This is a genomic window from Kribbella catacumbae DSM 19601, from assembly GCF_000372465.1.
Lineage (GTDB): Bacteria > Actinomycetota > Actinomycetes > Propionibacteriales > Kribbellaceae > Kribbella > Kribbella catacumbae.
In genome coordinates this window covers 127,806-146,944 of sequence record NZ_AQUZ01000007.1, presented here as the reverse complement: position 1 = coordinate 146,944, position 19,139 = coordinate 127,806, and the positions used below count along the sequence as shown (strand labels likewise).

Below are 19,139 nucleotides of genomic sequence, written 5' to 3'. Positions count from 1 at the left end.
GACAAAGTTCAGACCGAACGGGAGGATGACAGATGTGACGGGATCAGAGCGAGTGATGGTGTTCGGGGCCGGCGGGTTTCTCGGCGGTGCGATCTGCCGGCTGCTCGAGGAGCGCGGGATCGAGTACCGCGGCTTCACGCGCAGTACCGGTGATCCGCATCGGCGCTTCGACCTGGCCACCGGGCACTGCTACGCGCTGGACACACAGTTCGGGCTCTACAAGCCGACCGTGATCGTCAACGCGGCGGCCGCCACCCAGGGCGACGTCCTCGAACTCACCCGCGGCAATGTGGTCGCCGTCCAGGCGCTGCTCTCCTCGATGAACGGGCACGCGAGCAACGCGCGCTTCATCCAGATCGGCTCCGCCGCGGAGTACGGCGGTGCGCCGCATGGCACCAGCCAGGACGAGCGGGCCGAGCTCCGCCCAGGGGCGGCGTACGGGTACACCAAGCTGGCCGGTTCCGAGCTCGTACTGCGGGCGCAACGCAACGGCGCCGACGCGATCGTGCTGCGCTCCTTCAACCTCACCGGCCCGGGGTCGCCCGAGAGCACCCTGTTCGGCCGGGTACTCCGCCAGCTCGGCACGACCGACACGATCCAGCTGGGCTCGCTCGAAGCCTGGCGGGACTACGTCGACGTCCGCGATGTCGCCGAGGCGGTGGTCGCAGTCGCGACGGCGGAGGGCAAGCTACCGCCGGTACTGAACGTCGGCTCGGGTAAGGCGACGCTGGCCCGAGACGCGGTCCAACGGCTGGTCGAGCTCAGCGGGATCGCCACGAAGATCGTCGAGGCCGAGGCCCACGCCGGCCACGCGGGCTCCCCCGCCGCCGCGGTCGCCTGGCAGCAGGCCGACACCTCCCTGATCAGCAGCCACCTCGGCTGGTCCAGCAAGATCCCCCTCGACCAGTCCCTCACCGACACCTGGACCGCCCGCCCCCGAGAATGACCCTGTGGAGAACTGGTCGGTATGTGAGCCCGCTCCGGATCGGCTGGGGCCCAACGAGGATCTGGTGATCAGCGGGCCGGACTTCGTTGTCGTGCTCGACGGGGCGACTGCGGGGGCGGGGATCGACTCGGGGTGCAGGCACTCGGTGGCTTGGCTGGTGGCCCGGTTGGGGACTCAGCTCGCGATCCCGTTGCTCAGGCGGTCGCAGTCGCCGCTGGCCGAGTTGCTTGCGGACGCGATCACCGCAGTACGGGGTGAGCATGCGGATACGTGCGATCTGGCCAACCCTGACAGTCCGTCGTCGACCGTGGCGATGCTTCGGGTCTCCGACGAGCAGGTCGAGCACCTGGTGCTGGCGGACTCCCCGGTCGTCCTCCGTGCTCCGGATCGGCGCGTGACGGTGGTGGCGGACGACAGGATCGACCTGCTGCCGGAGTACACGTTCGAGGCCGTACGCCGGTTGCGGAACCAGCCAGGTGGCTTCTGGGTCGCGAGCACCGAACCCAAGGCGGCGTACGAGGCAGTCTCCGGTACGACGGAACGCGCGGCGGTCGAGTTGGTCGCCGTGCTGACCGACGGCGCCTCCCGGTACTCCGAGCGCTACGGGCACCCGTGGGAGGACCTGGTCGACGTGCTCGACACGGCTGGTCCTCGCAAGCTGATCGACAAGGTCAGGCGGTATGACACGGATGCGGCCGTGGGCACGTTCCGGGGCAAGCGGCATGACGATGCGACCGCAGTACTGTGCCGGCTACCGCTGCCACGGTGACGGCTGCGTGTACGACGGGAAGGCCGGGCGTGGCACGTACTGCGGCGGTCCGGCCGGGGGCTCGGCGTGCTGCGAGGACATCCGCTCCTCCTGCCAGGCGTTGGTGCGGAACATCAGCACGACGATCGCCGCGCCGGCCACGGCGAGCAGGACGGCGGCGACGGTGAAGCCGATATTCACCGTGAGGGCCAGCCGGACCATGAAGTCCTGCAGGTCGTAGAGGTCCAGATAGTCGCTGTTCTCGGTGGCCGCTTCCGCGCGGTCGACGACCCGCAGGATCCAGACGAAGAAACTGATCAGAGCGACGCCGCTGCCGCCGACGATGATCACCCAGAACGTCGTCCACGAGGCCCACCAGCCGTAAAGCAAGGTCCGGATCCGCGCCCCGGGCTTCTTGGTCGGCGCACTGGCGCGGACCACGTCCTCGACCACCTGCAGCGGGAACCAGAACTGGACGAGCGGACAGATCCAGCTGCCGATCACCCAGCCCTGGTCGAGCCTGTGCATCCCGCTACCCAGCCGCTGGCCGCCTTGGTAGGTGACGCCGGCCGACGGCGTGAAGACCTCGGTGTTCTCCCGCGCCTGCCACAGCCAGACCAGGAACAGGACCCCGGTGCTGAGGAACAGCAGGCCGACCAGGTTGAGCAGCGGACCGCTGCCGGCGATCGACGCCGCCGCCCGGTCGACCTCGTCCTCGGACAGCAGCCCGTAGACGAACCGCTTCACGTCGTCGTACGACCGCCACATCAGCGCGGCCTGGATCAGGGTGACGATCGTCGTCAGCACCATCAGGACGAGGAACACGACTGTGATCCGCCGCAGCGGTTTGTACGTCCGCAGCGGCGGCATCATCGGATGGGGCGCCGGGTAATGCCCGGGCGGCCCCGGATACGGCTGACTCACCGACCCCACCTCCCCACCAACAAGTTAACCCGCAAAAGGGAGCGCCGAGGAGTTGTCCACAGGCCAGTTGGTGCAACTTTCAGACCGCCGCGAACGCCTCTCGGGCAGCAGGCACCGCCAGCGCGCGATCAGCTGCGGACAGCCCGATCCGGGTTCGCCGGTCGAGCAGGTCGTCCTCTGTCAGCGCCCCTTCATGCCGTACTGCGAACCGTAGCTCGGCATGTGTCGTCGACAACCCCGGCGCGATCGGCGCGAGCAACTCCGGCTCCACGGCGATCACGTCAGTCGCCTCTATGCCGTACTTCTCGACGAAGCGTGCCGGCGCTCGCACAGCCGCCAACTGCGCGCGCCCGGCAGCACCCACCAGCGGAATCCGATGGGTCAGACACGGCCGCCGTACTTCGACCTCCGACTGGTCAAGTGCGGTGTCGAGGGCGTCCTCCGCCATCCGCCGATAGGTGGTCAGCTTCCCGCCCACGATCGTCACGATCCCATCGGCACTCGTGATCACCGCATGCCGCCGGGAGATGTCAGCCGTCTTGTTCTCGCCCTTGTGATGCCCGGTATCGAGCAGTGGGCGCAGACCCGCGTAGGTACCGAGCAGGTCGGCACGCGTCAGCGGCACCCGGACCGCCGCGCTGATCGTGGTCAGCAGAAAGTCGATCTCGGGCTCGGTCGCCCGCGGGACGTCGCTGACCGGACCGGGCGCTTCCTCATCGGTCAGCCCGACATAGACCCGGCCGTCGGGCGCCGGAATCGCCATCACCACTCGCCGCAACTCCCCCGGCACCGGCACGGTCAGTACTGCGGACAGCCCGCCGAAAGCCGACTGCGGAAAGACCAGGTGCGTCCCCCGGCTCGGCCGGAGTTTGATGCCTGAGGCAACTTGTCCGGCCCAGATCCCGGCCGCGTTGATGACGATGCCGGCGTCGAGATCGAGGCGCCGGCCGGACAGCTGATCGACCAGGACCGCGCCCCGGCCTGTCACCTGCTCCGCCGCGCAATGGGTGATGATGCGAGCCCCGTACGACGCCGCGGTGCGCGCGATCGCGACGACCAGCCGCGCATCGTCGTAAAGCTGGCCGTCCCAGGTGAGGAAGCCGCCGCGCAGTCCCTCGGGGCGCACGGTCGGTGCGTAGCGCAGTACTTCGGCAGAGCTCACGCGGCGGGAGTGTGGCAGGTGATCATCGCTCGTGCGGGCGAAGGTGCGGAGGACGTCACCGCCGAGGAAGGCTCCCCGCAGCAAGGCCGCCTGCGCGAACTTGGCCTGTGGAAACCAGGGCGCGACCTGCGGCACCGGGTGCACGAGATGAGGCGCCGTCGTCTTCATCAGGATGCCGCGCTCGACCGCACTCTCGTAGGCGATCCCGACATGTCCGGAAGCGAGATACCGCAGCCCGCCGTGGACGAGCTTGGAACTCCAGCGACTGGTGCCGAAGGCAAGATCGTGCTTCTCGACCAGCGCCACGGTGAGACCGCGCGCCGCCGCGTCCAGCGCGACTCCTGCGCCGGTGACGCCGCCGCCGATCACCAGGACGTCGACTCGGCCGGTCGTGTCGAGCCAGTCGAGCTCCCGGGTCCGCCGTGCGGCGTTGAGGCTCGCGTTGCCGACGGCGATCATGCTCATGGCGTCAGGTACCGGGTCAGCATCACTCGCAGTTCCTCGTCCAGCTCGGCATACTCCTTCGGCTCGGCCAGCACCGGGCCGGACACCGCGGAGGCGAGTGAGACCAGGATGATCTGCCGCGACAGCCAGTCGGGATCGCCGGACCGGATCGAACCGTCCGCCTGGCCGGCCTCGATCCCGGCCTTCACCAGCGCGAGGTGCGCGACCGTGCTGCTGCCGCGCCGCTCCAGCAGGTACGGCGTGAGGAACTCGGGATCCAGCTCGATGATCTTGCGCATCAGCGGGTGGACCCGGGTCTTCGCGACCACCTCGACGACACCCTCGACCAGCCGGGCCCGGCCGTCGATCGCGTCGGGCTGGAAGGCGGAGACGAGCGCTGTGGTCCACTCGCGCGTCATCAGCGCGGCGACCACCGCCTGCACATTCGGCCAGCGGCGATAGAGCGTGGCGCGGGAGACCTCCGCGTGCCGGGCGATGTCGGCCATCGTCATCCGGCGCATCCCGATCGCCAGCAGCAGTTCGTACGCCGCGTCCAGGATCCGCTCCTCGCCGATCGCGTTGGCCGGCGTCGGACGGGACGAGCCCGTCGAGCTGGAAGAGGTATCGGATTCGCTGCTACGCTGAGACATCACACGTCATAGTGTATCAGCGACTTGCCGGGGTTTTCACCCCTCGGTGACGCTACCTCCGAAGAACCCAGATGGGGAGCCTCCATGACCGAGTCCGACCTCCCGGTGGTCAACCTCACGCCCGGCCGTTGGGGCGATCCCGCCGCCGAAGTCGAACTCCCTGCCGCCGCGTTGGAAGCACTCAAACACCTCGGCGTACGGCGCCCGCCGGCCACCGTCGCGCCCACTGCCTCAGGTGGCGCAACCGACGAGATCGTGCAACTGCTGGCGAAGGTGCTTGGGCCCGAGCAGGTGAAGACCGATCTCGAGACGCGGTGGGGCCACACCCGCGGCTACTCGACGCCGGACCTCCTGCGCCATCGTGCGGGCGACACCACAGACATGCCCGCCGCAGTGGTCTACCCCGGCTCGCACGACGAAGTACAGGCTCTGCTGACCGCGTGCTCCGAGCACCACGTCGCCGTCGTCCCGTACGCCGGTGGCACCTCGGTCGTCGGTGGGCTTGCGCCGCAGGGCACGTCGTTCGTCGCCGTCGACCTGCGGCGGCTTGATCGGCTGGTCGAGCTGGACGAGGTTTCCCGGACGGCGACCATCGAGGCCGGCGTCCGGGGTACCGCCGCCGAGGCGTTGCTCGCCGAGCGCGGCTACACGCTCGGGCACTTCCCGCAGTCCTACGAAGGCGCGAGCATCGGCGGCTATGCGGCGACGCGATCGAGCGGCCAGTCCTCGGCGGGGTACGGCCGCTTCGATCAGATGGTTGTCGGTCTCACGCTGGCGACTCCGCGCGGCACCATCGAGCTCGGCCGCGCGCCGATGTCCGCGGCCGGCCCTGATCTCCGCCAGCTCGTGCTCGGCTCGGAGGGCTCGCTCGGCATCATCACCAGCGTCGTACTGCGAATCCGCCCGCGCCCCGAGCAGCGGACCTTCGAAGGCTGGCGGTTCGACTCGTTCGACCAGGGCCTGGCCGCGATCCGCCGGCTCGCCCAGGACGGCCCGCTGCCGACCGTACTCCGGCTGTCCGACGAAGCCGAGACGGCCATCAACCTCGCCGACCCCGATGTCCTCGGCGGCGGATCCGGCGGAGCCCTCGCGATCGTCGGCTTCGAAGGCACCCGTACTGCGGTACGCCGCGCCGAGGTGGCCGACGTACTGACAGCGGCAGGCGGCGAGTCGGCGGGCGAAGGTCCCGGCGAAACCTGGCGGCAGGGTCGCTACCGCGCTCCCTATCTCCGCGATCCGCTTCTCGACGAGGGCGCGCTGGTCGAGACGCTCGAGACCGCCGGCTTCTGGTCAACGCTCCCGGCGCTGAAGGCGAAAGTGACCGAGGCGCTGGTCAACTCGCTGTCCGGGCAAGGGACACCGCCGATCGTGCTCTGTCACGTCTCGCACGTCTACGAGACCGGCGCCTCGCTCTACCTCACCGTCATCTCCGCCCAGACCGACGACGCGGTCGCGCAATGGCGTCAAGCGAAGGCTGCGGCCAGCGAGGCGATAGCGGCCGCGGGCGGCACGATCACTCACCACCATGGCGTCGGTACCGACCACCGCGACGCGTACGCCACCGAGATCGGCCCACTGGCGGTCGAAGCGCTGCGCTCGATCAAGCGCGTCCTCGACCCGAACGGCATCCTCAACCCCGGCATTCTGGTGCCCAAAGCTGACCAGTATCCACAGTGGTATCAACAGCTGTTGAAAAGTTGCAGCAGGTAGTCGAACTATTGCGTGAGCTTAGCTCCGTCCTACCGGCAGGCCGTCACCCTCAATGGCGGCCAGTACGTCGAGTTCACCGCCCCCGGAACGACCAACGCCATCAACGTCGCGTACTCCGTTCCGGATGGCCGCAGCGGCACCTTGTCGGTCTACGTCAACGGCCAGAAGCTTTCGCAGCAGCTCGCGGTGACGGCGAAGTACAGCTATGTCGACACCGGCTGGATCGCCGGGTCGCGAACTCACAAGCTCTACGACCACGCCCGTCTGCAACTCGGCCAGACCGTCAACGCAGGGGCCAAGATCAAACTGCAGGTCGATGGCGAGAACACCGCCGGGCCGTACACGATCGACGACGTCGAGTTCGAGCATGTCGCCGGACCGGCCGGCCAGCCTGGTGGCTCGATCTCGATCACCGATCGCGGCGCCGACCCGAACGGCGCCACCGACTCGACCGGCGCGATCCAGAACGCGATCGAATCGGCCCGCGGTACTGGTGGCACCGTGTGGATCCCGGCCGGCCGGTTCCGGGTCGGTGGCACGATCAACCCCGACGGCGTGACGATCCGCGGTGCCGGGCGCTGGCACTCGACACTGCTCAGCCATCACCTGATCGACCGCCCGAACGGCGGCGGCAACGTGCGGCTGCACGACTTCGCGGTGATCGGCGAGGTGACCGAGCGGAACGACCAGTCGCCGGACAACTTCGTCAACGGCAGCCTCGGCCCGAACTCGATCGTCTCTGGGCTGTGGTTGCAGCACCTCAAGGTCGGGCTCTGGCTGACCGGCAACAACGACAACCTGGTGGTCGAGAACAACCGGTTCTACGACATGACCGCCGACGGCCTCGCCGTTCTTCCCGCTCGCGGGGACGATCAACGTCACCGGCAACACCCTGATCCGGACCGGCGCGATGAACCCGAACTGGGGGCAGAACCATCCGCACGGCGCGATCCGGGTGGACGCGTACGACAGCCAGATCAGCGCGCAGGTGCGATTCGTCAACAACCGGTTGGTGGCCAGCCCGTGGTCGGCGTACCAGTTCGTGGACGGCGGTGGCGCCGGGCGACGGGTTCAGAACGTGACCATCGACGGCGGCACGATCGAAGGCGCCGGCACCTTCGCCTTCCAGGCCGAAACAACCGGTACCGCGACCATCAGCAACGTCTCGGCGAGTGGTGTCGGACGGGCCGGGGTCTACAACTGTGGCTATCCGAGTGGCGCGCTCACCATCAATCGCGGAAGTGGCAACGGCGGCTGGGACTCCACCTGGAGCGGCTGCAACTGGGTCGAGCCGGGCAACGGTGGTGACCCTGTGCCGCCGACAGGCAACCTCGCTGCGGGCCGGCCGGTGACCGCGACGAGCACTGTGCAGAACTACGTTGCGGGCAACACTGTCGACGGCAACGCGAACAGCTACTGGGAGAGCGCCAACAACAGTTGGCCGCAGTCGCTGACCGTTGACCTTGGGAGCAACCAGAACGTGAAGCGGCTGGTGCTGAAGCTTCCGCCGGCCTGGGGTGCACGCACCCAGACCATTCGCGGTACTCGGCAGCACCAACGGTTCGGCGTACAGCCAGCTGGCCGCGGCCACCGGTCGCACCTTCGACCCGGGCGCAGGCAACACGGCGACGATCACCTTGTCGACGGCGGTGAACACGCGCCACGTCCGCCTCACCTTCACCGGCAACACAGGCTGGCCGGCGGGTCAGCTGTCGGAGTACGAGATCTATAGTTGACCTCAAGTCCGCTTGAAGTATGAGAGTGGCGGGTATGACTCCTGAATCCCTGACCCGTCCCGTCGCTCTCATCACCGGCGCTTCCGCCGGTCTCGGCCTCGCATTGGCGCACGGACTGGCCGACCGTGGCTGGGCGCTGATCATCGACTCCCGTGGCGCCGATGCCCTCAAGGACGCGGCCGACGCACTCGCCGACCGCACCGACGTAGTACCGCTCGCCGGTGATGTCACCGATCCCGAGCACCGGGCCGACCTCGTCGATGCTGTCGGCGAGCTTGGTCGGCTCGATCTGCTCGTCAACAACGCCAGCTACCTCGGGGCCAGTCCGCTGCAGCGGTTTGCCGCGGCCGATCTGAATGAGCTGCGCCGCGTCTACGAGGTCGACGTGATCGCTCCGGTCGCGCTGACTCAGGCGCTGCTGCCCGAACTGGCTGCCGCCTCCGGGACGGTGATCAACATCAGCTCCGACGCGGCAGTCGAGGCCTACGAAGGCTGGGGTGGCTACGGCTCGGCAAAGGCCGCGCTGGACCACGCGAGCGCAGTACTGGCCGCAGAGCACCCTGGACTGGCCGTGTACGCGATCGACCCAGGTGACCTCCGTACTGCGATGCACCAGGCGGCGTTCCCTGGCGAGGACATCTCGGACCGGCCCGAGCCGGCGACCGTAGTACCGGCGTTCCTGCAGTTGCTGGACAGCCGGCCTGCGAGTGGTCGCTACCGGGCAGCCGAGTTCGCTCCGGCGGTGACTTCGTGAGACTCCATCCACAGACCCGCTTCACGTTGCCTGACGAATTGAACGCGGTCGAACCACCGGAGGCCCGCGGACTCGCGCGGGACCAGGTGAAGCTGCTGGTCGCGGAGGGGTCGACCGTCACGCACACCAGGTTCGACCGGATCGGCGAGCACCTTCGTCCTGGTGATCTGCTCCTGGTGAACACCTCGGGAACGATGGCTGCCGCTGTAGAGGGCTCCTGGATCACCGGCTCGGGTGTCGCCCCAGTAGTTGTCCACTTCTCGACAGCGCTCGACGACGGCTCCTGGGTAGTCGAGCTGCGCAACGGCGGCTCGCCTATGTTCGGTGGCTCAACAGGCGACCAGGTAGAGCTGCCTGAAGGAGTACTGACGCTGCTGGAGCCCTACGAGCCGAGTAGTACCCGGCTGTGGCGGGCCAAGCCGCCAGTGGCTGACGTGGTCGGCTACCTGCGGAGGAACGGCCGTCCGATCACCTACAAGTACGTCGGCCAGCGGTGGCCGTTGGCGCTCTACCAGACGGTGTTCGCGAACCAGCCGGGCTCTGCGGAGATGCCCAGCGCAGGCAGGCCGTTCAGCTTCGAGCTGGTGAGTCAGTTGGCGTCAGCCGGAGTACTGATCGCTCCGATCCTGCTGCACTGCGGGGTGTCCTCGCTGGAGAGCCACGAAGCGCCGTTGCCCGAGCGGTACGACGCACCGGAGCACACTGCGCGGTTGGTGAACTGGGTGCAGGCCAATGGCGGTCGGGTGATCGCTGTCGGTACTACAGCGGTTCGTGCCATCGAGTCGGCCGCGCAACCCGATGGGTCGGTGGCTGCGTCGAAGGGGTGGACCGACCTGGTGCTCGGGCCTGACCATCCGGCGGCCGTCGTGGACGGGCTGATCACCGGCATGCATGCGCCGGAGGCATCTCATCTCCTGCTGCTGGAATCGGTGGTCGGGGGCGACGTCGTCCAGCGTGCCTACGACGCCGCCCTCGAACAGTCCTACCTGTGGCATGAGTTCGGAGACGTCAGCCTGCTGCTCCGTCCTTGACCTTGCCGCCGTCCTTCGCCCCGTCGTCGACCGCCTCGACCTCGGCCGGGTCGGCCGTCTCGAAGTCGGCGGGGGTGAGCGTTGTCGATGGTCCGGCAGGTGCCGGGGTGTCCTCGTTACCTGGCCGGGCCCGCTTGTCGACCGCCCGCGGACTCACCGCAGCCTCCACCACTCGGGTTTGTGCCCTAGCCTCCACCACTCGTCTTTTTGCATCATGAATGTCCTTACCTGCAAGAGGTCCCCCGTTGGGACTTCACCCCTTTGACGAGTCAGCAGGGTGGAACGTCATGCACCGAAGCGAAATTGTGGCCTAGGCCCGAACTGATTCGGTTTTCAACGGCCTGTCACCTGACCGGGATGCGAGAGCTCGGCGGGGATGAAATCAGTCGGGAAGCCGACCTGAAATCCGGTCGCCGACTCCAGCCGGGCAACGGCCTCAGCCGGCAACTCGACCTCGAGAGCAGCAAGGTTGTCGGTCAACTGGTCGACCGAACTCGCCCCCACCAACGGAAGGACGGTCCGCGACCGCACCCGCGTCCAAGCAATCGCCACCTGAGCCGGCGTCACGGCCAACTCCTCGGCAACCTCCTGTACTGCGCTAAGCACCGCCCGCTCGCGATCGTCCTCTGCCGCCTCGACCGGTCGCGCCAGCTTCCCGTGCGCGAGCGGGGCCCACGCAGCAACGGACATCCCGAAAGCCTCAGCCATCGGGAGCAACTCACGCTCAATGTCTCGCTGCAGCAGGCTGTACGGCACCTGCAGTCCCGCGAAAGGCGTCCAATCCCGGAACTGAGCCAGCGTGTTCGCCTGGGCGACGATCCAGGCCGGCGCGTCCGAGATTCCGGCGTTCAGGATCTTGCCGGCCCGTACTGCGTCGTCGAGCGCGCGCAGGGTCTCCTCGATCGGCGTGTGTGGGTCCCAGCAATGCACCCAGTAGACGTCGAGGTACTCCGTGCCGAGCCGGCGCAGGCTGGCCTCGAGGGCGAGCCGGAGATTCTTCCGGTGGTTGCCGGCCGCGTTCACATCAGTGTGGTCGCGGGAAAGCGTGTACTTCGACGCGACCACGAATCGGTCGCGGCGGTCGGCGAGTACCGTGCCGACGATCTCCTCGGTGCGATAGGCATCGGCTGTGTCGATGAAGTTGCCGCCGGCCTCGGCGTACGCGTCGATGATCGGCCGGGCCTGTTCCACCGAGCCGAACCGCATGGCGCCGAGGACGAGCTCGGAAACGCGAAGCCCGGTCGGCCCGAACAGGCGGTAGCGCATCAGCGGCCGTAGCCGTGCAGGAAGGCGTGAACGCCGGTGGTGACGGCCTCGGTGATTTCTTCGGGTGTCATGCGTGCTCCTAGATAGGACGGATTGGCGCCGGAGATGAGCAGGGAGAAGTGCAGCGCGGCACGCATCGGGTCCTCGACCCGGAGCAACCCTTCGTCAGCCAGTGCGGCCAGACGATCAGCCAGCGCACGTCGTACTGCGAGTGGTCCGGTCTCCTGCCACGCGTCGATCGCCTCTTGCGGGATGTGCCCGGCCTCGGCGTTCACCTGCCGGACCAGTGCGGAGTGCTCCGCGTAGTCCGGGATCGGCGTTCGCCAGGCGATGCCGAACTCGATTAGGTCAGCCTCCAGCTCGGTGACCTTGCGGAGATACCGATCGACGATCTCCAACTGTGCGGCGGCCACCCGCTGCGCACTGTCCTGGATCACTGCCCGGAACAACCCGGCCTTGTCCTGGAAATGGTTGTAGATCGTCCGCGACGAAACCTGGGCCTCCGCCGCGATCACGTCGATGCTCCCGCGGGCATACCCATCCCGCGCGAACACGGTCAACCCGCCCGAAAGCACTGCCTGTCGCTTGTCCACGGCTCAACCTTACAACGACCGTTGTACTAACTGCAACGCTCGTTGTACCTTCGACTCATGTCATTCACCGAGGAAGAACTCGCCTACCTGAAGTCCCAGCGACTCGCACGGATCGCCACCGTCGGCCCGGACGGCCAGCCGGACGTCGTACCGGTCGGCTTCGAGTACGACGGCCGTCACTTCTACGTCGGCGGTGTGGATCCGGGACGGACCCGCAAGGTGCTGAACGTGCGGGCCGGGCAGGAGCAGGTCGCTCTGGTCATCGATGACCTCGTATCGATCGATCCCTGGTCCCCACGCTTTCTGCGGGTGTACGGCACCGCCGAGGTGATCGAGCGTGCGGGGATGTTCGGTGCCGGTGTCTACCTGCGGATCACGCCGACGACCTCATGGAGCTGGCACCTGGATGGCCGGCCGCTGTCCCACGAGGACGACAGCTTCGCGCCTCGCCGGGCGAGGCACTCAGTTGGCGGGTGAGAGCCAGTTGAGGGTGGCCGGCAGAGCCTCGGTGAGGGGTGGCAGGTGGGGATGCCACTTCAGTTCCCACTCGAGGGAGAGCCAGTAGTCGGTGCCTTGCAAGGTCTGCAGGAGCTCGGCGATCGGGTAGTCGCCGGTGCCGATCGCGACCGGCCTGTAGTCCTGGGTGGAGTCCTCGTCCTTGATCTGGATGAAGTCGATCCAGGGCTGCAGGAGTTCGAAGGCTTCGGCAGGAGTCTCGCCGTGGCTCCAGGTGTGGGCGCTGTCCCAGATCACCTTCGCGTTGTGCCCGGGCACGTCCGCATCCAGCAGCCGGCAGAGTCTCGCCATCTTCTGGCCGGCCGAATGGGAATCGTGCGTCTCGAGCAGAATGCGCGAGTCCGTCGGAGCGGACGTCACGCGATCCAGGGCGCGGATCTCGCCGGCGCTCGGTGACTCCGCGGTGTCGGCGTCGGGATCATCGCCCGGGAACACCCGAACGCCTCGGGCGCCGAGGTCGGCGGCCAGCTCGAGATGGGCTTCGAGCGGTTGCTCCTCGACAGCACACAGCCGCACGTAGCTGTTGACCGCAAGGATCTCGAGACCGGCGTCCTCGATCCGCGTCCGCAGCACGCGCCGCTCGGCGGCGGTCAGCCCGATATGGGTGAACTCGTCGTCCGCGGTCCGCAACTCCAGACCGGTGAAGTTGTTGCCTTTGGCAAGCTCCAGGACATGGTCGAGGGGCTCGCCGGGACAGCCGAGGGTGGAGAAGGCGAGTGAAGTCACTCCGTCAGACCCAACGCCGCCGCGGGTGGGTGCGTGGTGCGGTGATCTCCGAGTCGTCCTTCTCCGGAGCGGCCGGGGCAGCTGGGGCGGCTGGCTCGGCCGGGGCCTCGTAGGAGTACGACGACGGCTGGTAGTCCGTGCCGGTCGGCTGGTCGGAGTAGCTGGTGCTGTAGTCCGAGGTGTAGCCGGTGGAGTAGCTCTCCGGCGTGTAGTTCGGGCTGTAGGAGCTGTCGTAGCTCGTGCCGCTGTAGTCCGTCGCGGTGTACGACGTCTCCGGCTCCGGCGTGTACGAGTCGTAGCTCGTGTTCGAGCTGTAGCCGTCGTACGAGCTGTTCTCCGACGAGTAGCTGTCGTACGACGTCGAGGTGTAGCTGGTCTCGGCGGTGTACGTCGGCTCCGGCGTGGCCGGCTCGGAGTACGAGTAGTTGGACGAGTAGTCCGACGTGTACGACGTCTCGTAGTCCGGGGTGCTCGACGGCGCGGCCGGGGCCTCGTAGGCGGCGTACGTCGGCTCGGGCGTGTAGCTGGGAGCCGCGGTGTAGCTGGGCTCCGGCGTATGGGACGGCTCGGGGCCGAACGACGGCACGGGCGGGAGCGGCTTCGACGGGGTCAGGAAGTCGTCCTGCTCGGGGAGGGACGGCGCCTGCTGGTAGTAGCTGTCCGACGAGGCCACTGCGGCCTGGATCGACGAAGGGCTGTCGACCGCGACCCGAGCGGCCCGGCGACCAGCGCGCGCAACGGGCGCGGGCTCAGGCTCGGGTGCGGGCGGGGGAACGGACACCGGCTCCGAAGAGGTGAGGTAGTCCGAGGTGCCGCTGTACGAGTAGGACTCGGAGTACGAGCTGGCCCAGGAGGGCTCCGACCGCTCCGCGGCGCGGGCGGCCGGCTGGTAGGCGTACGGGTCGGGCTGGGTCGGTGCGTAGGACGGCGGTGCGACGGTCTCGGCCTGCCAGCTCGGCAGCGGCGCGGACAGCAGGTCATCGCTCGGCGTCGGGGTGTACGGGTTGGAGGGGCTCGACCAGGTCGGCGTCTCCAGACCGGAGGCCGTCTGCAGGTACGACGGCGTCGCCTCGATCACCTGGCCGGTGTCCTCGCGCCAGCTCTCCACCGGGCTGAACTGCTCCGTGGCCGGGCCGGAGTCCTGCTCCCAGGACGCGGCCGCCGGGGCACTGGCGACCGGAGCGAAGGGGCTCCACTTCGGGGCCTCTTCGGCGACGGCGCCGGCCGTGGCCAGCTGCAGCGCGGGCTGCCGCTGAGCCGGTGCGGCGATCGGCTCTGCGATCGCGGGCTGCTCGGAGGTGTCGTCGTCGGCCGCGACCCGGTAGGACGGGACTGCCACCAGCTTCGGCTCGCGCTGGTCCCACCAGGGCATCCACTCGCGGCTGGTCTGCATGGTGTTGATCTTGCGGATGATCAGCGTCGCGGCGACGGCGGAAACGGCGGTCAGCGCCAGCGACGCCGTACCGGCCAGGGCGATACCGCGGAGTGAGCCGACGGTCGCTTCCATCCACATCAGCGCGCGGCGGATCACCACGTCGAACACGAGAGCGCCGACCCAGGCGACCCACCACACGTTCGTGAGGAGGGGCTTCCTGAGCCGGCGCAGGTCGTCGGCGTAGACCGGAGTCTTCGGATCGCTGGCTAGCCAGATGTCGTCGACGATCTGTTTCGGATAGATCAGGTTCGGGCCGGGGCAGAACCAGCTGGCCAGCACCCAGCCGTGGCTGCGGCGATGGTCGGCCTGGCAGAAGACCTCGGAGTTGACCCGGACCCGCCACAGCCAGATCACGAAGACCACGGCGGCGGCGACGGAGATGGCGACGTTCGGGATCGAGGTGATCCGGGAGATGCTGTCGGCGCGGTTCAGGTCCGCGTCGTCGACGTTCGGGCCGCCACCGAGATAGGTGTGCACGACGCCGTAGGTGTTCCAGTCGGACCACGTACAGAGCAGATGGGTGACGGTGGAGGCGCCGAGCAGCCCGATCGCGATCTTTCCGACCGTGCCGACCTGCTGAAACTCCTCAGCGGCATGTGGCTGCCACTCATCTTTTTCTTCAACAGCAGAAAGAACTGCTCGTTGCGGGTGGCTCACGTCGTGCGTCCCTCGCGTTGCTGGAACTCCGTCTGATCGGCGTCTCGATCGAGTCATGCCCCCGCGTGACCGAGCCACATTGATACCACGAAGTAAGTACCGCTGTGGAGTCGATGCCAGCACAGAGGGTATCGACTTAACACGGTCTTTTCGTATGCCCATCACCACTTGTAACGACGAAGTCGACCGTCCGTGACGCTTTGGTTACCCGCCAGGAGGCTGGAATCCGCGGCCCAGCGGGGATCCGGCCTGGTCATGGGCCCACCAAGGCGTCCACGGACGCTGCAACTGCAGCTCGTTGACGCGCTGGATCAACATCACAGCGAGTACTGCCGCGGCCGTGGTGCTGACGGCGGAAATGCCGGACATCACAGCATTCGTCCGAAGTTCGGAGAGCTGCGGTGCGCCGTCCAGGACGCTGCGCTGCGCGACGTTGTCCAGCACCAGTCCGACCACCCAGGTCAGCCACCAGGCCCAGACCAGCCGGGTGCCGGGAATGCCTCGCAGTGACTCCGTCTGCGGCGGCGTCACCGGGTCGCTCGCCGCGACGATGTCGTCGACCACCCATTTCGGGTACCAGAGGTTCACCACCGGGCAGATCCAGCTGCCGAGCACCCAGCCGCGGGTCAGCCGGTGCTCACCGCGGCAGAACATCTCGGCGTTCCAGCGGACCCGCCAGAGCCAGACGATGAACACCACCGCGGCGGCGAACAGCGCGAGCGCGGCAACGATGCCGAGCGAGCCGGAGATCAGGTCGGCCTGGTCGAACTTCGCGTCGTCGTGGGGGTACCGCTGGAGCGTCCGGTAGGAGTGCCAGTCGGACCAGGCGGTGGCCCAGCTCATCACGGTCACGACCCCGATCAGCACCGAGGCGCCCAGTCCCATCGCCTGCTCGGAGCTGAACCACCGATCCATCGGCGGCTGACCGGTCACGTGCACCCCCTCAGAACGGCGAGCTCGGTACGACGAGGAAAAACACAAATAGCACACAGACAGTGATCGGGCGAGAACCACCCGTTGCGTTCGCGCGGTGTCGTTCACAAGTGTCGGTGCCGCGAGGGACGATAGAGCCATGCGCTGGTCCGTGATCGATTCGCCCATCGGTGACCTGTCCCTTGCCGTCGACGACGACGGCCTGTGCCGGCTCGGGTTCGGCCCGATCCAGCTCGGGCCGGAGCGGGCCCGCGACGACGTACTGACGGCTGCCGCGGAGCAACTGAAGGCGTACTTCGCCGGCGAGCTGACCGAGTTCGACCTGCCGCTGTCGGTGCGCGGCGGCTCGCGGTTCGAGCGCGCGGTCTGGGCCCAGCTGCAACGCATCCCGTACGGCGAGATGCAGACCTACGGCGATGTCGCCAAGGCGGTCGGCGACCCAGGAGCCGCCCGCGCGGTCGGCGTCGCCTGCAACCGGAACCCGATCGCGGTGATCGTGCCGTGCCATCGCGTCGTCGGCGCCGGCGGCAAGATGGTCGGCTTCGGCGGCGGCATTCCGACCAAGCGGCACCTGCTCGAGCTAGAGGCCCGGACGACACTCGAAACTGCCTGGCTCTGAACACTCCGTGAAGAAGTTCCGGCCGAAGCGTAAAGAAGTTACCGACGTGGCCGTTTCGATGGGCGGTGTCGGCCGGTCAAGCGCTAATGTCGCGGTGTGCGATCGCACTGACACAGTTCGATCACACGTTTGACCAAGAGCACCGGTCCGTCCGCCGCCGCCGCGGTCTGCATCCAGCGTTCCGCCCTGCCCACTGCCCGGAGACGAAGAGATGACCCAGCCCAGCTCGGCGCCGCACGACGACCTGAACCAGTTGATGGACAAGAGCGCTGAAGAGTGGTCCGCGCCGGAGATCCAGGACGCGGCCCGATCGGCACTCCAGACCCATGCGCCCGACCGTGAACCGCTGACCTGGATCAAACGATTCGGCGTGCTGCCGTGGCTGCACCGCAACCACGCCGTCTGTCGCGAGTGCGGCGGCAGCTACCCCTGCATCACCCACCGCTACGCCACCCAACTGCTGTCCGCCGGCCGGATCCCCAACAGCAAGCCCGACCGCGGCCACGACGACGAGCCTCCGAACCACACCGAGAACTAACCGCAAACCACCTGATCATTCGCCCCGTTTTCACCCTCTCGGTCGGCGTGTCACGGACCGTCGCCGCCAGAGGAGGGTGAAAACGGGGCGAATGATCACATGGGTGTGACGTGACGAAGGCCGCGACCTCCACCTGGGGGCCGCGGCCTTCGCCGTTGCGGTTGCGAATGGGCAGGCCCTCCCGGGCCCGCCGGTGATCAGGAGTCGGTCGGCTTGCTCTCGGTGGAGCGGCGCTGGCCGGCCGTCTTCTTGGTGGCACCGTTCGACGAGGCCTTCGGGGCTTCGTCCGCCTTGGCCTTGGCGTCGTCCGCCCCTGCCTTGGCCTCCGCTGCCTTGACGTCCTCGGTCTTGCCGTTGCCGGACGCGGTGTCCGGCTTGGTCTCAGCCTTCGGCGCGGCGGCGGACGGCTTGTCCGCGGCGGGGCGCGACGTCGTACCGGCTGGGGCGGAGCTGTAGTCGCGGCCGCTGGTCGGGGTCGACTGCCAGGCCGGCTCCGGCGGGGTGAGCAGCTTCTTCACGGCCGCGGCGGCCAGCGCCCCGAAGCCGAGGAACAGCACCACCTTGCGCAGCTTGTGGCTCTTCTTCGCCGGGGCGTCGATCTCGCCCTTGAGCGCGGCCGCGGTGGCCTTGCCCCGGCGCGAGGTCTCCTCGGCGAGCGGCTCGGCCGCGGCGGCGAGGGTCGCCAGCGCGGCGGTCACCTTCGGCAGCACGTCGTCGTTGAAGCGCTCGCGCGCCTTCTCCGCCGCGTGCTCGGTGGCCGGCCCGACCTTGCTCAGCGCGTCGTCGATCACCGGCCCTGCCTTCTCGACGGCTGCATGCGCGACGGCGGCGCCGCGCTCGACAGCCTTCTCGGCGTATGGCGACACCTTCTCCCGTGCGGTGCCCACAGCCGATCCGGCCAGCGGTCGGACCTTGTCCTTCGCGGTCTCGACCCGGCCCTTGGACTTCAACAAACCCACGGTTCCTCCATGGACGCTTCGATTCGGCTTCTGGACAAATGCCGCTTTGTTTGCATCGTACGACGTACCCGGGTGCTAAACCTCCGGACCACACCCAGAGATCTGTCCCGGGCACGTCGATGCGGCCCGAACTTGCGGCCCATGACAGGATCGATGCCGTAAGCCGTAACCGATGAGGAGTATCTCGTGGCCGAAGAACTGTTCGCGACGCTGCAGACGACGAAGGGCGACGTCGTCATCAAGCTGTTCCCCGATCACGCGCCGAAGACTGTGCAGAACTTCGTCGGCCTGGCCGAGGGCACCAAGGAGTGGACCGACCCGACGACCGGTGAGCCCAGCACCGCGCGCTTCTACGACGGCCTCGGCTTCCACCGGGTGATCGACGGGTTCATGATCCAGGGCGGTTGCCCGCTCGGTACCGGCACCGGCTCGCCGGGCTACGCGTTCGACGACGAGATCCACCCGGAGCTGCAGTTCGACCGCCCGTACCTGCTGGCGATGGCGAACGCGGGCATCCAGTTCGGCAAGGGCACGAACGGGTCGCAGTTCTTCGTCACCGTGGTCCCGACGCCGCACCTGAACCGCAAGCACACCATCTTCGGCGAGGTCATCGACGACGACTCGAAGAAGATCGTGGACGCGATCGCCACCGCGGACACCGCGCCTGGCGACCGGCCGATCGAGCCGATCGTGATCACCAGCGTCACCATCGAGCGCAAGACCGTCTGATCCATCACGGGACCGGCTGCCTCGACGGCGGCCGGTTCCGTACTTTCACGACTGCGGAGGACC

21 protein-coding genes are annotated in these 19,139 nt (G+C 68.0%); 11 read left to right on the top strand and 10 right to left on the bottom strand.

The genetic code is table 11. The annotated features are described in order from the left end of the window. Nucleotides 1-34: 34 nt before the first annotated feature. Complete coding sequence (locus A3ES_RS0110190) at nt 35-946, top strand: NAD-dependent epimerase/dehydratase family protein (RefSeq protein WP_237744903.1); 912 nt, start codon at nt 35-37, stop codon at nt 944-946. A 4-nt stretch (nt 947-950) separates the two neighbouring features. After that, complete coding sequence (locus tag A3ES_RS0110185; protein ID WP_020386700.1) at nt 951-1,715, top strand: protein phosphatase 2C domain-containing protein; 765 nt, start codon at nt 951-953, stop codon at nt 1,713-1,715. On the opposite strand, the gene A3ES_RS0110180 is transcribed toward A3ES_RS0110185, so the two are convergent. The 3 genes from A3ES_RS0110180 to A3ES_RS0110170 form a co-directional block, all read right to left on the bottom strand. After that, on the bottom strand, nt 1,698-2,618 hold the full coding sequence (locus A3ES_RS0110180) for a DUF4328 domain-containing protein (protein WP_157630430.1): 921 nt from the start codon (nt 2,616-2,618) through the stop codon (nt 1,698-1,700). The two genes, A3ES_RS0110185 and A3ES_RS0110180, sit on opposite strands and share 18 nt — an antisense overlap. Before the next feature lie 79 nt (nt 2,619-2,697). Further along, the gene (locus A3ES_RS0110175; RefSeq protein ID WP_020386698.1) at nt 2,698-4,245 is read right to left on the bottom strand and encodes a glycerol-3-phosphate dehydrogenase/oxidase; all 1,548 of its coding nucleotides are present in this window, start codon (nt 4,243-4,245) and stop codon (nt 2,698-2,700) included. Beyond that, nucleotides 4,242-4,874, bottom strand: coding sequence for a TetR/AcrR family transcriptional regulator (locus tag A3ES_RS0110170; protein ID WP_020386697.1), 633 nt, complete (start codon nt 4,872-4,874; stop codon nt 4,242-4,244). The genes A3ES_RS0110175 and A3ES_RS0110170 overlap by 4 nt, the downstream gene beginning before the upstream one ends. Nucleotides 4,875-4,958: 84 nt before the next feature. Here A3ES_RS0110170 and A3ES_RS0110165 point away from each other — a divergent pair, with 84 nt between their 5' ends. From A3ES_RS0110165 to A3ES_RS0110150, 5 genes are read left to right on the top strand one after another with little or no spacing between them, the layout of a single operon-like run. Beyond that, nucleotides 4,959-6,584: an FAD-binding oxidoreductase gene (locus A3ES_RS0110165; RefSeq protein WP_020386696.1), complete on the top strand. Its 1,626-nt coding sequence runs from the start codon at nt 4,959-4,961 to the stop codon at nt 6,582-6,584. A gap of 12 nt (nt 6,585-6,596) precedes the next feature. Next, nucleotides 6,597-7,892, top strand: coding sequence for a glycosyl hydrolase family 28-related protein (locus A3ES_RS46780; protein WP_051084677.1), 1,296 nt, complete (start codon nt 6,597-6,599; stop codon nt 7,890-7,892). 4 nt (nt 7,893-7,896) lie between these two features. Then, nucleotides 7,897-8,316, top strand: coding sequence for a discoidin domain-containing protein (locus A3ES_RS55465; protein ID WP_202806477.1), 420 nt, complete (start codon nt 7,897-7,899; stop codon nt 8,314-8,316). 38 nt (nt 8,317-8,354) lie between these two features. Then, nucleotides 8,355-9,074: an SDR family NAD(P)-dependent oxidoreductase gene (locus A3ES_RS0110155; protein WP_020386694.1), complete on the top strand. Its 720-nt coding sequence runs from the start codon at nt 8,355-8,357 to the stop codon at nt 9,072-9,074. Then, nucleotides 9,071-10,105 (top strand): S-adenosylmethionine:tRNA ribosyltransferase-isomerase, encoded by a 1,035-nt coding sequence (locus A3ES_RS0110150; protein WP_020386693.1) that lies wholly within the window; start codon nt 9,071-9,073, stop codon nt 10,103-10,105. The genes A3ES_RS0110155 and A3ES_RS0110150 overlap by 4 nt, the downstream gene beginning before the upstream one ends. Here the strand turns inward: A3ES_RS0110150 and A3ES_RS0110145 are convergent. The 3 genes from A3ES_RS0110145 to A3ES_RS0110135 all read right to left on the bottom strand — a co-directional run bounded on the left by A3ES_RS0110145 (nt 10,083) and on the right by A3ES_RS0110135 (nt 11,964). After that, complete coding sequence (locus A3ES_RS0110145; protein ID WP_157630429.1) at nt 10,083-10,262, bottom strand: hypothetical protein; 180 nt, start codon at nt 10,260-10,262, stop codon at nt 10,083-10,085. The genes A3ES_RS0110150 and A3ES_RS0110145 overlap by 23 nt on opposite strands. 176 nt (nt 10,263-10,438) lie before the next feature. Continuing rightward, nucleotides 10,439-11,371 carry an aldo/keto reductase gene (locus A3ES_RS0110140; protein ID WP_020386691.1) on the bottom strand — a complete coding sequence of 311 codons (933 nt, stop codon included), beginning with the start codon at nt 11,369-11,371 and terminating at the stop codon, nt 10,439-10,441. Next, nucleotides 11,371-11,964, bottom strand: coding sequence for a TetR/AcrR family transcriptional regulator (locus A3ES_RS0110135; RefSeq protein ID WP_020386690.1), 594 nt, complete (start codon nt 11,962-11,964; stop codon nt 11,371-11,373). The genes A3ES_RS0110140 and A3ES_RS0110135 overlap by 1 nt, the downstream gene beginning before the upstream one ends. A 57-nt stretch (nt 11,965-12,021) precedes the next feature. Between A3ES_RS0110135 and A3ES_RS0110130 the strand changes: the two genes are divergently transcribed. Continuing rightward, nucleotides 12,022-12,441: a PPOX class F420-dependent oxidoreductase gene (locus tag A3ES_RS0110130; RefSeq protein WP_020386689.1), complete on the top strand. Its 420-nt coding sequence runs from the start codon at nt 12,022-12,024 to the stop codon at nt 12,439-12,441. Here A3ES_RS0110130 and A3ES_RS0110125 read toward each other — a convergent pair. From A3ES_RS0110125 to A3ES_RS0110115, 3 genes are all read right to left on the bottom strand, one after another. Beyond that, complete coding sequence (locus A3ES_RS0110125) at nt 12,427-13,206, bottom strand: sugar phosphate isomerase/epimerase family protein (protein ID WP_020386688.1); 780 nt, start codon at nt 13,204-13,206, stop codon at nt 12,427-12,429. The genes A3ES_RS0110130 and A3ES_RS0110125 overlap by 15 nt on opposite strands. Before the next feature lie 4 nt (nt 13,207-13,210). Beyond that, nucleotides 13,211-15,298: a DUF4328 domain-containing protein gene (locus tag A3ES_RS0110120; protein ID WP_020386687.1), complete on the bottom strand. Its 2,088-nt coding sequence runs from the start codon at nt 15,296-15,298 to the stop codon at nt 13,211-13,213. Nucleotides 15,299-15,502: 204 nt separating this feature from the next. Then, entirely contained in the window at nt 15,503-16,231 is a 729-nt protein-coding gene (locus A3ES_RS0110115) for a DUF4328 domain-containing protein (protein ID WP_020386686.1), read from the bottom strand. 139 nt (nt 16,232-16,370) lie between these two features. Here A3ES_RS0110115 and A3ES_RS0110110 point away from each other — a divergent pair, with 139 nt between their 5' ends. After that, nucleotides 16,371-16,850 (top strand): methylated-DNA--[protein]-cysteine S-methyltransferase, encoded by a 480-nt coding sequence (locus A3ES_RS0110110; RefSeq protein ID WP_020386685.1) that lies wholly within the window; start codon nt 16,371-16,373, stop codon nt 16,848-16,850. Nucleotides 16,851-17,061: 211 nt separating this feature from the next. After that, a complete protein-coding gene (locus A3ES_RS0110105; protein WP_020386684.1) occupies nt 17,062-17,388 on the top strand; it encodes a hypothetical protein in 327 nt (108 codons plus the stop codon). A gap of 197 nt (nt 17,389-17,585) precedes the next feature. Here A3ES_RS0110105 and A3ES_RS0110100 read toward each other — a convergent pair whose 3' ends face one another. Continuing rightward, entirely contained in the window at nt 17,586-18,347 is a 762-nt protein-coding gene (locus A3ES_RS0110100; protein WP_020386683.1) for a hypothetical protein, read from the bottom strand. Between the two features lie 186 nt (nt 18,348-18,533). Between A3ES_RS0110100 and A3ES_RS0110095 the strand changes: the two genes are divergently transcribed. Further along, nucleotides 18,534-19,076, top strand: a complete 543-nt coding sequence (locus A3ES_RS0110095; RefSeq protein WP_020386682.1) for a peptidylprolyl isomerase — start codon at nt 18,534-18,536, stop codon at nt 19,074-19,076. The last annotated feature ends 63 nt before the right edge of the window (nt 19,077-19,139 follow it).